Source organism: Streptomyces sp. HP-A2021, assembly GCF_022807935.1.
Lineage (GTDB): Bacteria > Actinomycetota > Actinomycetes > Streptomycetales > Streptomycetaceae > Streptomyces > Streptomyces afghaniensis.
Genome location: NZ_CP094344.1, coordinates 7,501,500 through 7,515,472 on the forward strand (window position 1 = coordinate 7,501,500; position 13,973 = coordinate 7,515,472).

Consider the following 13,973-nt stretch of genomic DNA (forward strand, 5'->3'; position numbering starts at 1 on the left):
AGGAACGAAACCAGGAGGCACAGCGGATGACCGACACCACCCCGACCCTCGACCTCGGACCGCAGACGTGGGCCCTGGCGCACCTGGCCGAAGGCGTCACCGACGAGCAACTGGCGGACCCGACGCCCTGCCCGGAGTACACGGTGCGCAACCTGCTGGGCCATATGGTCGGGCTGACCGTCGCCTTCCGCGATGCCGGCCGCAAGGACCTGGGCGTCACGACCGACACCAGCCCGGACTCCGCCCTCCCGGACCTGGGGCCCGGCTGGCGGGAGGAGTGGCCCAAGGCCCTCGCCGAACTGGCCGAGGCCTGGCGCGACCCGGTCGCCTGGACCGGTATGACCCGGGCCGGAGGCGTGGACCTGCCCGGCGAGATCGCGGGGCTCGTCGCCACCGACGAGCTGGTGATCCACGGCTGGGACCTGGCCCGCGCGACCGGCCGGACGTACACCCCCGACCCGGCCGCGCTCCAGGTCTGCCACGACTTCCTCGCCGCGTCGGTCGACGACCCCAGCCGGGGGGAGATCTTCGGCCCCGTCGTCCCCGTCGAGCCGGACGCGCCCCTGCTGGACCGGGCGGTGGGGCTGAGCGGGCGGGATCCGAGGTGGACGCGGCGGTGATGAGGCCGCAGGGCCGGGCACCGGCGAGGCGGCGGGAGGCGGTGGGCTGAGGTTCGGCCGTGGGGTTTGGGCGCTCGGGGAGTGCCCCGTGGCGAGGAACGCGTGACGGGAAACGGCCGACCGCGACCGGCCCGGGGCGTGGGTGGCGTGCCCGCGGGGCGGGCCGTCGGCCACGGTGGGCGTGGATCCGGTGGGGCGGACGGATCGCCGAGGCCTCCTGCCCGGGGGGGGCGGTGGGCTGGGGGCCGGCCCTGGGACTCACTGTTCCGTACGCCCGGGAAGAATCAGGCGGCGCGTACGGCGAGGCAGCACGTAGCCTCCCCGCATGTCCCTCACCCTCACCGTCCTCGGGACGGCCTCCCCGCACCCGCGGCCCGACCGTCCCTGCTCCGGATACCTGCTGCGCGGCGGGGGCGCCGAGGTGTGGGTTGACGCGGGGCCCGGGACCTTCGCCGAGTTGCAGCGGCACACCGATCCGGCGCGGCTCACCGCCGTGTGGATCTCGCACCTGCACGCCGACCACTGTGCCGACCTGCTCTCCGCGGTGTACGGCCTGGCGTACGGCGGCCTCACCCCGCCCGCACCCGTACCGGTGTACGCCCCGGCGGGGTGCGCGCAGCGTCTCGCCGGGTTCTTCGGGCGGCCCGACGCGGACTTCCTGAAGGGCATCCTGGACTTCCGGACCCTGCACGACGGTCACCTGGCACACCACGGCGACCTGGTCCTCACGGCCCGGGCCGTCGATCATGACGTCGAGGCGTACGGCCTGCGTGCCGAGGCCGCCGGGCGGGTTCTCGCCTACTCCGGCGACAGCGGCCCCTGCCCGAGCCTGACCGAACTCGCCCGGGACGCCGACCTGTTCCTCTGCGAAGCCGACATCGACGAGCATCGCGAAGGCGAACAGGTTCATCTCACCCCCGAGGACACCGGCACGACCGCCCGCCGGGCGGGCGCAAGGGAGTTGCTCGTCACGCACGTCGGGCCCACGCTCACCCCCGAGGAGGCGACCGCACGAGCCGCCTCCGCCTTCGGCGGACCCACCGCCACCGCGCACCCGGGTCTCACCAGGAGCGTGTGAACGGCGGCACATCTTCTTCGTCAGAAGCATTGACGAAACAAACGCGCCCTCCTACCGTCATCGCGTCGTACTTCGTACGTCATATATGAGACGCGATACGCGAGATCCGATACGCGATCCCTCCGGGGACGCGAGATCCGAGAGGCGCGCATGACCTCTGTGCCCACGCCGATCCCCTCCCGCACGCAGTACGTGCTGGAGGGGATCAAACACCGCATCCTCACCGGGCAGTTGACGCCGGGCCAGGCGCTGGTCGAGACCGAGCTCGCCGCGCAGTTCGGGGTGTCGAAGACCCCGGTGCGCGAGGCGCTCAAGACCCTCGCCGGGACCGGGCTGGTCGTGATGAGCCAGTACAAGGGCGTCACGGTGCGCATGGTGGACGCGGACATGGCGCGCGAGGTCTACGACGTCCGGCTGCTGCTGGAGCCCGAGGCGCTGAAGCGGGCCGTGCACCGCGGGGCTTCCCTGGAGGCCGCCCGCTCTGCGCTCACCAGGGCCGACGCCGCCACCGACACCGCCGAACGCTCCCTGGCCAACCGGGAGTTCCACCGCGCCCTGTACCTGCCGTGCGGCAACCCGCTGCTCGGCCGGATGCTCGACGAGGTCCGTGACCAGGCCGCCCTGGTCTCCGCCGTCGCGTGGGCCGCCTCGCCCTCCTGGGAGCGGGAGGCCGGCGAGCACCGCGAGATCCTCCGGCTCGCCCTCGACGGCGACGCCGACGGCGCGGCCCGCGCCCTGCACTCCCACATCGCGTCCTTCGTGCAGCGTGCTTTCCCCCAGGCAGGACTGGAACAGGAAGGTCAGGAATGAGCAGCGTGGCGTTCGAGACCCAGCGGGCGGCCCTGGCCGACGTGGTGGCGATCCCGGTGACGCCGTTCGCCGAGGACGGCTCCGTCGAGCAGGACACCTACCGGGCCCTGCTGCGCCGTCTGCTCGACGGCGGCATCACCACCCTCACCCCGAACGGCAACACCGGCGAGTTCTACGCCCTGACGCCCGAGGAGCGCCGGCTCGTCACGGAGCTGACGATCGACGAGACCGGGGAGCGGGCCGTCGTCCTGGTCGGTGTCGGGCACGACATCCCGACCGCCGTCGCCTCCGCCCGGCACGCCCGTGACCTCGGCGCCCAGATGGTGATGGTCCACCAGCCCGTCCACCCGTACGTCTCCCAGGCCGGCTGGGTCGACTACCACCGGGCCATCGCGCAGGCCGTGCCGGAGCTGGGCGTCGTTCCGTACATCCGCAACGCGCAGCTCCCCGGTGCCCGGCTCGCCGAGCTCGCCGACGCCTGCCCGAACGTCATCGGCGTGAAGTACGCCGTCCCGGACGCCGCCAGGTTCGCCGCCTTCGCCCGCGACGCCGGGCTGGAACGGTTCGTGTGGGTGGCCGGGCTCGCCGAGCCCTACGCGCCCTCCTACTTCTCCGCGGGCGCCACCGGCTTCACCTCCGGGCTGGTGAACGTCGCCCCGGCCGTCTCCCTGAACATGATCGAGGCGCTGCGCTCCGGCGACTACCCGGCCGCCATGAAGGTCTGGGAGCAGATCCGCCGCTTCGAGGAGCTGCGCGCCGACAGCGGCTCCGCCAACAACGTCACCGTCGTCAAGGAGGCCCTCGCCTCCCTCGGCCTGTGCCGCCGCGAGGTCCGCCCGCCGAGCAGGCAACTGCCCGAGAGCGAGCGGGCCGAGGTCGCCGCGATCGCCGCCGGGTGGTCGATATGACCGACCGGAAGCCCCCCGAGGAGCTGCGCAGCCACCAGTGGTACGGCACCGAAGGGCTCCGTACCTTCAGCCACCGGGCCCGCACCCGCCAGCTCGGCTATCTGCCCGAGGAGCACCTCGGCAAGCCCGTCATCGCGATCCTCAACACCTGGTCGGACATCAACCCCTGCCACGTGCACCTCAGGGACCGTGCCCAGGCGGTCAAGCGCGGTGTCTGGCAGGCGGGCGGTTTCCCGCTGGAGTTCCCGGTCTCGACCCTGAGCGAGACCTTCCAGAAGCCGACCCCCATGCTCTACCGCAACATGCTCGCCATGGAGACGGAGGAGCTGCTGCGGTCGTACCCGGTCGACGGGGCCGTACTGATGGGCGGCTGCGACAAGTCCACGCCCGCCCTGCTCATGGGCGCGGCGAGCGCGGACCTGCCGGCGGTGTTCGTGCCGGCCGGGCCCATGCTGCCGGGCCACTGGCGCAACGAGGTCCTCGGTTCCGGCACCGACATGTGGAAGTACTGGGACGACAAGCGGGCCGGCGTCATCGGCGACTGCGAGATGCAGGAGCTGGAGAGCGGCCTCGCCCGCTCGCCCGGCCACTGCATGACGATGGGCACGGCCTCCACCCTCACCGCCGCCGCCGAGGCCCTCGGCGTCACGGTCCCGGGCGCCTCCAGCATCCCGGCCGTGGACTCCGGGCACGACCGGATGGCCGCCAGGGCGGGCATGACGATCGTCGACCTGGTCCACAAGGACCGGAAGCTGAGCGACATCCTCACCGCCGACGCCTTCCACGACGCCGTGACGACCGTCCTCGGTCTCGGCGGCTCCACCAACGCCGTGATCCACCTGATCGCCATGGCCGGCCGCGCGGGCGTCCGCCTCACCCTCGACGACTTCGACCGCATCGCCCGCACGGTCCCGGTGCTGGCCAACGTACGGCCCGGCGGACAGACGTACCTGATGGAGGACTTCCACTTCGCGGGCGGTCTGCCCGGGTTCCTCTCCCGGATCACGGACCTGCTCCACCTGGACCGGCCGACCGTCTCGCACGACACGCTGCGGGAGCAGATCGCCGGCGCGCAGGTGCACAACGACGACGTCATCCGGACCCGGGACAACCCGGTCGCCGCCGAGGGCGGGGTCGCCGTGCTGCGCGGCAACCTCTGCCCGGACGGCGCCGTCATCAAGCACATCTCTGCCGAGCGGCACCTGCTCAAGCACACCGGGCCCGCCGTCGTCTTCGACGACTACAAGACCATGCAGCGCACCATCAACGACCCGTCGCTCGGCATCACGCCGGACCACGTGCTCGTGCTGCGCAACGCCGGCCCCAAGGGCGGTCCGGGTATGCCCGAGTACGGGATGCTGCCCCTGCCCGACTACCTGCTCAAACAGGGAGTCCGGGACATGGTCCGCATCTCCGACGCCCGGATGAGCGGCACGAGTTACGGCGCCTGCGTGCTGCACATCGCTCCCGAGTCGTACGTGGGCGGACCGCTCGCCCTCGTCCGCACCGGCGACTCCATCACCCTCGACGTCGAGGCGCGCACGCTCCACCTCCACGTGGACGACGAGGAGCTTGAGCGGCGCAGGGCGGACTGGACACCGCCGCCCACCCGGTACGAGCGCGGCTACGGCGCGCTCTACAACGAGCAGATCACGCAGGCCGACACCGGCTGCGACTTCGAGTTCCTGGCCCGCACGGGCAAGGTGCAGGACCCGTACGCGGGCTGAACCACCGCACCACCCCGGCACCACCTTTGCTCCTCAGCACGACCCGGCACGACCCTGCCCGGGAAGAAAGCGCTTCCCGCGCACTGACGCACGACGTACCACGACGTACTGAGAACGGAGAACAGTCATGGCCCAAGCCGCAGCCGTGGCGAAACCGCCCGCGCCACCCCGGCGGCGCCGGGCCTCCGCCACCCCGCGCAGGCTCCCGTACCTCCTGATCGCACCGGCCGCCCTGCTCATGCTGGGTTTCATCGCCTACCCGGTCATCAGCGTCTTCTACTACAGCCTGCAGAACTACAACCCCACCAAGCCGTGGCGGAACGGATACGCGGGCTTCGACAACTTCGTCCACGCCTTCACCGAGGACCCGGTCTTCTGGGACACCCTCGTCTTCAGCGCCAAGTGGGTCTTCGTCGAGGTCGGCCTGCAGCTGCTGTTCGGTCTCGCGCTGGCCCTCATCGTCAACCAGACCTTCGTGGGCCGGGGCCTGGGACGCGCGATGGTCTTCTCCCCGTGGGCCGTCTCCGGCGTGCTCACCTCCGCGATCTGGGTGCTGCTCTACAACTCCCAGACGGGCATCACCCGTTACCTCGCGGACATGGGCATCGGCTCCTACGGGACCAGCTGGCTGTCGGACACCTCCACGGTGTTCCCGGCGGCGATCGTCGCCGACCTGTGGCGCGGGGTGCCGTTCTTCGCGATCCTCATCCTCGCCGACCTCCAGTCCGTCTCGAAGGACCTCTACGAGGCCGCCGAGGTCGACGGGGCCAGCCGCCTCAAGCAGTTCTGGCACATCACGCTGCCCCATCTGAAGGACGCCATCATCCTGTCCACGCTGCTGCGCGCGGTCTGGGAGTTCAACAACGTCGACCTGCTCTACACGCTGACCGGCGGCGGCCCGGCGGGGGAGACCACGACCCTCCCGCTCTACATCGCCAACACCTCGGTCGACGCCCACAACTTCGGCTACGCGTCCGCCCTGACCACGGTCGCGTTCGTGATCCTGCTCTTCTGCTCGATGGTCTATCTGCGGCTGAGCAAGTTCGGAGGCGAGAGCAAGTGAGCGTCAAGGAAGCCACCAAGGCGGCGCCCGCTCCGGCGCCCACGGCCCCCGAACCGCCGCGTCCTTCCAAGGGGAGGCGCGCCTGGGACGAGGCGCCCCGCTGGCAGATCTACCTGCCCCTGGGGATCTACCTGGTCTTCACCCTCATCCCCTTCTACTGGATCCTGCTGTTCGCCCTGCGCCCGGCCGGCTCGACCTCGCTCGTGCCCTGGCCGATGACCTTCGACCACTTCGAGAAGGTCTGGACGGAGCGCAGCTTCGGCACCTACTTCGCCAACAGCGTCCTCGTCGGTGTCGCCACCCTGGTCATGACGACCCTGGTCGCCCTGGCCGGCGGCTACGCCCTCGCCCGGTTCGACTTCAAGATCAAGCGGGCGTTCATGCTGGGCCTGCTGTGCTCCCAGTTCGTGCCGGGCGCGCTGCTGCTGGTCCCGCTGTTCGAGATCTTCGCCGAACTCCAGATGATCAACAGCCTCGGCAGTGTCATCCTCGCCGAGACGGTCTTCCAGCTGCCGCTGTCGATGATCCTGATCAGCAACTTCATCAAGAACGTGCCGTACTCCCTGGAGGAGGCGGCCTGGGTGGACGGCTGCAACCGCATGACGGCCTTCCGGATCGTCGTGCTGCCGCTGCTGCGGCCGGGCCTGATCGCCGTCGGCTCCTTCGCCTTCGTGCACTCCTGGAACCACTTCCTGTTCGCCCTGATGTTCCTCAACAACCAGGACAAGCAGACCATCCCGGTCGGCCTGAACACCCTGATGAGCGCGGACAGCGTCGACCTGGGCGCCCTCGCCGCGGGCGGCATCATCGCGGCCGTGCCGGTCGTGCTCGTGTTCGCCTTCATCCAGAAGTGGCTGATCACCGGGTTCAGCGCGGGGGCGGTGAAGGGATGAGACTGCGCCAACTCGCCGTCGCGGCAGGGCTGGTGGGCGTGCTCTGCGTCCCCGCACACGCCGAGGCACGGGACATCGGCCGTGACACCCTGCCCGCGAACGACGGCTGGGCCTCCGAGGGGACGGGCACCACCGGAGGGGCCGCGGCCGACGACGCCCACGTCTTCACCGTGACCGACCGGGCCGAACTGGTCCGCGCCCTCGACGGCGGCAGCGACACCCCGAAGATCATCAGGATCGCCGGGACCATCGACGCCAACACCGACGACGACGGCGACCGTCTCGACTGCTCCGACTACGCCACCGGCGGCTACAGCCTGAAGAAGTACCTCGCCGCCTACGACCCCCGCACCTGGGGCGCCGCCAAGCCCAGCGGCCCGCAGGAGGAGGCCCGCCAGGCCTCCGCCGCCCGGCAGGCCGAGCGGGTCGTGCTGCCCGTCGGCTCCAACACCACGATCGTCGGGCTCGGCGACTCGGCCGTCCTGAAGGGCGCGAGCCTCCAGGTGCGCAACGCGGACAACGTGATCATCCGCAACCTCGACATCCGCGACGCCTACGACTGCTTCCCCGTCTGGCAGCCCAACACCGGCGGCCTCGGCGACTGGAAGACGGCGTACGACACGATCTGGCTGGCCGGCGCCACCCATGTCTGGGTCGACCACGTGACGTTGAGCGACAAGGGCCACCCGGACGCCCAGGAGCCCACCCACTTCGCCCGCAACTACCTCCGCCACGACGGACTGCTGGACATCACGAACGGCTCCGACCTGGTGACCGTCTCCTGGAGCCGGTTCGCCGACCACGACAAGGCGATGCTCATCGGCAACGGCGACACCGCCACCGGCGACCGCGGAAAGCTCCGGGTCACCCTCCACCACAACCAGTTCGAGTCGGTCGTCCAGCGCGCCCCGCGCGTCCGCTTCGGCCAGGTGCACCTCTACAACAACCGCTACGAGATCACCGACGACGACTACCGCTACTCCCTCGGCGTCTCCACCGAGTCGAAGATCTACGCCGAGAACAACGCCTTCCACGCCCCCGGCCACGTCGAGGTCGCCGACCTGGTCAAGAGCTGGAACGGCAGCGCCCTGCACCAGAGCGGCACGCTCTTCAACGGCTTTCCGGTCGACCTGCTCATGATCTACAACGCCTACAACTCGGGCAGCGAGCGCGACCTGACCGGCGACGTCGGCTGGACGCCCGCCCTGCACGGGCGGATCGACAGCGCCGCCGCGGCCGACCGGGCGGTGGCCCGCGGCGCGGGTGCGGGGAGGATCCCATGACCGGTCGCATGATCGACTCCATGAACACACCTCTGCCCGTCGTCCTCGCCGGCGCCCGGGGCCACGGCCGCTGGCACGTCGAGAACATCCGCCGCCTCCAGAAGCAGGGCCTCGTCCGGCTGGCCGGCGTCTGCGAACTGACGCCGCTGACCGAGGCGGAGCTCGACGGTCTGGGCACGCCCGAGCAGTCCGCCGACTTCGGCGCCCTGCTGGACTCCACCGGGGCCCGGATCGCCGTGATCTGCACACCGATCCCGACCCACACCGACCTGGCGCTCACGGCCGCCGAGCGGGGCGTGCACCTCCTGCTGGAGAAGCCGCCCGCCCCCTCGTACGCCGAGTTCCGCCGGATGGCCGACGGGGTCGCGGCGGCCGGGGTCGTCTGCCAGATCGGCTTCCAGTCGCTGGGCTCGCACGCCCTGCCCGCCGTCCGCGAACTGATCGCCGAGGGCGCCATCGGGAAGCTGGCCGGGCTCGGCGGGGCCGGTGCCTGGGTGCGGAACGAGGACTACTTCCGGCGGGCGCCCTGGGCGGGCAAGCGGCGCCTGAACGGCGTCGACGTGATCGACGGGGCGCTGACCAACCCGCTCGCCCACGCCGTCGCCACCGCTCTCGCCCTCGGCGGCAGCACCCGCGCCGAGGACGTCACCGGCATCGAGACCGAACTGCTGCGCGCCAACGCCATCGAGTCCGACGACACCTCCTGCGTCCGGATCACCACCGCGCAGGGCCACCCGGTCACCGTCGCCGCGACCCTGTGTGCCGAGCAGGCGGACGAACCGTACGTCCTCGTGCACGGCAGCACCGGCCGGATCACCTTCTGGTACAAGCAGGACCGCGTGCTGCTCCAGCGCGCGGGGCACGGCCCGGAGGAGTTCGAGCACGGCCGCACCGACCTGCTGGAGAACCTCGTCGTGCACCTCACCACCGGGGCGGACCTGCTCGTCCCGCCGGACGAGACCGGCGCCTTCATGAAGGTCGTGGAGGCCATCCGCACGGCCCCCGACCCGGCACCCCTGCCGGACACCGCCTGGCACCGCGTCCCCGGTGAGAACCGCCGGGTGGTGCCGGGCATCGACGGGCTCGTCGCGGCCGCCGCAGACACCCTCTCCCTCTACTCCGAGCTGGGCGCCCCCTGGGCCCTGACCTCGGAGCACCTGTCGAAAGAGGTGAGCACCAGATGACCAGCAGCAACGACACTGCGGTACTGCGTGTCGCGGGGCGGCCGGTCGGCCGGTACGTCACCCGGCCCGAGCTGCCGGCCCGGCTCTCCCCGCGCCCGTATCTGCACCCCGTCACCACCCTGGCCGGCACGGCGGTCACCGAACTGACCCCGGCCGACCACGCACACCACCTCGGCGTCGGTGTCGCCGTTCCCGACGTCGAGGGGTTCAACTTCTGGGGCGGGCGCACCTACGTCCGCGACCAGGGCCCGACCGAGCTGGACAACCACGGCTCCCAGCGGCACGTCGCCTTCCAGCTGCGCGACCCGGACGGCTTCGTGGAGGAGCTGCGCTGGGTCGCCCCGGGCGGCGAGCTGCTGCGCGAGCGCCGCACGGTCGCGGCCACCGAACTCACCGACCAGGCCTGGGCCCTGGACCTCACCTTCTCCCTCACCAACGTCACCAAGGACCCGCTGTCGATCGGCAGCCCCGCGACCAACGGGCGGCCGGGCGCGGCCTACGGCGGTTTCTTCTGGCGGGCCCGCAAGGAGTCGTCCGCGCCGGAGGTCTTCTCGGCCGGGGCCGAGGGCGAGGAGCGGGTCCACGGCCGCCCCGCCGACTGGCTCGCCCTGCGGGGCGGCACCTGGACGCTGGTCTTCGCCGGCGCCACCGAACAGACCCGCCGCGACCCGTGGTTCGTGCGCACCGAGGAGTACCCGGGCGTCGGTTCCTCACTGGCGCACGGCGAGCGGCTGCCGATCCCGCCCGGCGAGACCGTCGTCCGCCGGGTCGTCACCGTCGTCGCCGACGGCCGCCTGGACCGGGACGCCGCGGCGGCCCTCGTCCGCAAGGCGGTGAGCCCGTGACCACCGAGACCTACCGCAACCCGGTCCTCGACGCCGACTGGTCCGACCCGGACGTCATCCGCGTCGGCGACGATTTCTACCTCACCGCCTCCAGCTTCGGCCGCGTCCCCGGACTGCCGTTACTGCACTCCCGTGACCTGGTGAACTGGACCCTGGTCGGCCACGCGCTGGAACGGCTGGAACCGGCGGAGGAGTTCGAGAGGCCCCGCCACGACTGCGGCGTCTGGGCCCCGTCCCTCAGGTACCACGACGAACGCTTCTGGATCTTCTGGGGCGACCCCGACCAGGGCATCTTCCAGGTCAACGCCCCCGAGATCAGGGGCCCCTGGACCCGCCCGCACCTGCTGAAGGCCGGCAAGGGCCTGATCGACCCCTGCCCCCTGTGGGACGAGGAGACCGGCGAGGCCTATCTGGTCCACGCCTGGGCCAAGTCCCGCTCGGGCGTCAAGAACCGCCTCACCGGGCACCGGATGCGCCCCGACGGCACCGAACTCCTCGACGAGGGCAAGGTGATCGTAGACGCCGACCGCATACCCGGCTGGTTCACCCTCGAAGGTCCCAAGCTCTACCGGCACGACGGCTGGTTCTGGATCCTCGCCCCCGCCGGGGGAGTGGAGACCGGCTGGCAGGGCGCCTTCCGCTCGCGCGGCTTCTTCGGGCCGTACGAGGAGCGGATCGTCCTGGAGCAGAAGGACACCGACGTCAACGGCCCCCACCAGGGCGGCTGGGTGCGCACCGCCTCGGGCGAGGACTGGTTCCTGCACTTCCAGCAGCGCGGCCCCTACGGCCGGGTCGTGCACCTCCAGCCGATGCGCTGGGGTGGGGACGGCTGGCCGGTGCTCGGGGACGACGGCGCCCCCGTCGCCGTACACGAGAAGCCGGACCTGCCATCGCAGCCGCCGGCCGCGCCCGCCACCGACGACGACTTCCCCGGCGGACGGTACGGCCGCCAGTGGCAGTGGACCGCCAACCCGGGCGACGGCTGGGCCACCCAGCACTCCGGGGACGGGCTCCGGCTGACCTGCGTCCGCTCGGCCGACGCGCACGACCTGCGCAAGCTGCCGAACGTGCTCACCCAGCGGCTGCCCGGCAAACCCTGCACGGTCGAGGTGGAGCTGCGGCTCGACAGCGACGAGCCCGGGGCCCGGGCCGGTCTCGCGGTCCTCGGGGACGCGTTCGGCTGGATCGGGCTCCAGCGGGGCGCGGACGGGACCGCGCACCTCGTGCACCGGTTCGCCGAGGCCGTCGCGGACGCCGAACGCGACGCCGCCCACCCGCGGCTCGCCCCCGAGGCCCGGGCCCGGCTGCGGATCGAGATCGGCGCGGGCGCCCGCTGCCGCTTCTCGGCCGACGTCGGCGACGGCTTCCGGCCGTCGGGCCCGGTCTTCGCCGCCACCCCGTGGCGCTGGGTCGGCGCCCTGCTCGGCCTCGTCGCCCTCGCGCCCGCCGGTCAGGGACACGCCGGCGCGGCCACCTTCACCCAGTTCCGGATCAGCGCCTCGTAAAGCACCTCAGCCGTAAGCCTGTTGGGAGCCGCAATGACGCACCTCCGTAGCAAGCGCTTGTCGAGACCGGGGCACGGCAAGGTCGTGGCCGCCGTGCTCGGACTCGTCGCCGCGCTGAGCCTCGGGACACTCGGGGACGCACAGGCGGCCCCGCAGTCCCCGAAGACCGGGCCCGCCGCCGACCGCTGGACCGACCGGCCGCACGGCTTCGCCTCCCTCGCCGGCGGCACCACCGGCGGGGCGGGCGGCAAGGTCGTCACCGTCACCGACCAGGCCGCCCTCGCCAAGTACGCGGCGGCCGAGGAGCCGTACGTCATCCGCGTCAAGGGCTCCCTGGACATGGACCCCTTCGGCACGGAGATACCCGTCGCCTCCGACAAGACCATCATCGGCGTGAGCGACACCGCCGAGATCGTGCACGGCGGCTTCACCCTCGACCCCGGCACGCACAACGTGATCATCCGCAACCTCGCGATCCGTGACACGGCCATCGAGGGCAACTGGGACTGCAAGGACACCGACTACGACGGCATCCGCCTCGACACCGCCCACCACGTGTGGATCGATCACATCCGCTTCTCGCGGATCTGCGACGGCCAGCTCGACATCCGCAAGGACAGCGAGTACGTGACCGTCTCCTACAACCAGTTCACGAACAACAACAAGACCTTCGGCATCGGCTGGACCCCGAACGTCAGGACGCAGATCACCGTCGACCACAACTGGTTCCGCGCCACCAAGCAGCGCAACCCGTCCGCCGACAACGTCGCCTACGCCCACCTCTACAACAACTACCTGTCCTCGCAGCTGTCCGACGGCGACCCCGTGTGGACGTACGGCAACTGGTCGCGCGGCCGGACGAAGATGGTCATCGAGAACAGCTTCTACGACGGCGTCCAGCACCCCTACCAGGCCGACGCCACGGCCGAGCTGGTGCAGCGCGGGTCGATCCTGCGGAACACCACGGGACGGCACGACGCATGGGGCACGGCGTTCGACCCGCGCGCGTTCTACGACTACCGGCTCGACCCGGCCGCCGCCGTGCCCGCGCTGGTGAAGCGGTTCTCCGGACCGCAGAAGCGGATCGGCGGCCCGGTCGTCCTGCACGTCCCGGGCGACTACCCGACCGTGCAGGCGGCGGTGGACGCGGTGCCCGACGGCAACGACACCGCCGTCGAGATCGCCGTCGCGCCGGGCACGTACCGCGAGAAGGTGTTCATCCCGGCGAGCAAGCCGAACCTCGTGCTGCGGGGGACTGGACAGGACCGCTCCGACACCGTCATCGTCTTCGACACGCCCGCCGAGTACGGGGGTTCGACGGGGAGCGCCACCGTCCGGATCGCCGCGAACGACGTGACGGCCCGCAACCTCACCTTCAGCAACGACTTCGACGAGGCCGCGCACGAGCTGAAGGGCGAGCAGGCGCTGGCGATGAAGACGACCGGCGACCGGATCGTCTTCGAGGACACCGCCTTCCTGGGCAACCAGGACACGCTGATGACCGACAGCCCCAAGCTGACCACCCTCAGCCGGGTCTACGTCCGCGACTCCTACATCGAGGGCGACGTCGACTTCATCTACGGCCGGGCCACCACGGTGATCGAACGGTCGGTGATCCGGGCACTGAGCCGGGGCTCGGACACGAACAACGGCTACATCACGGCGGCTTCGACCTGGAAGGGCAACCCGTACGGGTTCCTGATCACCCGGTCGAAGATCGTCAGCGACGCCCCTGCCGGGAGCTTCCACCTGGGCCGGCCCTGGCACCCGGGCGGCGAGCCGGACGCGATCGCGCAGGTGCTGATCCGGGACACCGCGCTGCCGGCCGCGATCAAGTCCTCGCCGTGGACCGACATGAGCGGGTTCTCGTGGAAGGACGCGCGGTTCGCCGAGTACCGCAACCACGGCCCGGGCGCGACGGTCACCGCCGACCGTCCGCAGCTGAGCGACCAGGAGGCGCGGCCGCACACCGTGGCGGCCTACCTCAAGGGCACGGACGACTGGGCACCCCACGCCCGCCACTGACCCCCCACACCTTCAAGTTCCGCTGGATCCAG

12 protein-coding genes are annotated in these 13,973 nt (G+C 71.4%); all 12 read left to right on the plus strand.

Going from position 1 to position 13,973, the window contains the following annotated elements:
* Window positions 1-26 precede the first annotated feature (26 nt).
* The gene (locus MQE23_RS33890; protein WP_243381113.1) at window positions 27-620 is read left to right on the plus strand and encodes a TIGR03086 family metal-binding protein; all 594 of its coding nucleotides are present in this window, start codon (window positions 27-29) and stop codon (window positions 618-620) included.
* A gap of 325 nt (window positions 621-945) precedes the next feature.
* The gene (locus MQE23_RS33895; RefSeq protein WP_020274014.1) at window positions 946-1,698 is read left to right on the plus strand and encodes an MBL fold metallo-hydrolase; all 753 of its coding nucleotides are present in this window, start codon (window positions 946-948) and stop codon (window positions 1,696-1,698) included.
* A gap of 150 nt (window positions 1,699-1,848) precedes the next feature.
* A complete protein-coding gene (locus MQE23_RS33900; RefSeq protein ID WP_037670479.1) occupies window positions 1,849-2,508 on the plus strand; it encodes a GntR family transcriptional regulator in 660 nt (219 codons plus the stop codon).
* Window positions 2,505-3,416 carry a dihydrodipicolinate synthase family protein gene (locus MQE23_RS33905; protein WP_037670478.1) on the plus strand — a complete coding sequence of 304 codons (912 nt, stop codon included), beginning with the start codon at window positions 2,505-2,507 and terminating at the stop codon, window positions 3,414-3,416. Before MQE23_RS33900 ends, MQE23_RS33905 begins: the two co-directional genes overlap by 4 nt.
* Complete coding sequence (gene araD, locus MQE23_RS33910) at window positions 3,413-5,143, plus strand: L-arabinonate dehydratase (protein WP_037670476.1); 1,731 nt, start codon at window positions 3,413-3,415, stop codon at window positions 5,141-5,143. Before MQE23_RS33905 ends, araD begins: the two co-directional genes overlap by 4 nt.
* 127 nt (window positions 5,144-5,270) lie before the next feature.
* Window positions 5,271-6,206: a sugar ABC transporter permease gene (locus tag MQE23_RS33915; RefSeq protein ID WP_020274010.1), complete on the plus strand. Its 936-nt coding sequence runs from the start codon at window positions 5,271-5,273 to the stop codon at window positions 6,204-6,206.
* Window positions 6,203-7,099 carry a carbohydrate ABC transporter permease gene (locus tag MQE23_RS33920; RefSeq protein WP_020274009.1) on the plus strand — a complete coding sequence of 299 codons (897 nt, stop codon included), beginning with the start codon at window positions 6,203-6,205 and terminating at the stop codon, window positions 7,097-7,099. The genes MQE23_RS33915 and MQE23_RS33920 overlap by 4 nt, the downstream gene beginning before the upstream one ends.
* A complete protein-coding gene (locus tag MQE23_RS33925; RefSeq protein ID WP_020274008.1) occupies window positions 7,096-8,382 on the plus strand; it encodes a pectate lyase in 1,287 nt (428 codons plus the stop codon). Before MQE23_RS33920 ends, MQE23_RS33925 begins: the two co-directional genes overlap by 4 nt.
* Window positions 8,379-9,566 carry a Gfo/Idh/MocA family oxidoreductase gene (locus tag MQE23_RS33930; protein ID WP_020274007.1) on the plus strand — a complete coding sequence of 396 codons (1,188 nt, stop codon included), beginning with the start codon at window positions 8,379-8,381 and terminating at the stop codon, window positions 9,564-9,566. Before MQE23_RS33925 ends, MQE23_RS33930 begins: the two co-directional genes overlap by 4 nt.
* The gene (locus MQE23_RS33935; RefSeq protein ID WP_020274006.1) at window positions 9,563-10,411 is read left to right on the plus strand and encodes a PmoA family protein; all 849 of its coding nucleotides are present in this window, start codon (window positions 9,563-9,565) and stop codon (window positions 10,409-10,411) included. Before MQE23_RS33930 ends, MQE23_RS33935 begins: the two co-directional genes overlap by 4 nt.
* Window positions 10,408-11,916 (plus strand): glycoside hydrolase 43 family protein, encoded by a 1,509-nt coding sequence (locus tag MQE23_RS33940; protein WP_243381115.1) that lies wholly within the window; start codon window positions 10,408-10,410, stop codon window positions 11,914-11,916. Before MQE23_RS33935 ends, MQE23_RS33940 begins: the two co-directional genes overlap by 4 nt.
* A 33-nt stretch (window positions 11,917-11,949) precedes the next feature.
* A complete protein-coding gene (locus tag MQE23_RS33945; RefSeq protein WP_243381117.1) occupies window positions 11,950-13,941 on the plus strand; it encodes a pectinesterase family protein in 1,992 nt (663 codons plus the stop codon).
* Window positions 13,942-13,973 lie beyond the last annotated feature (32 nt).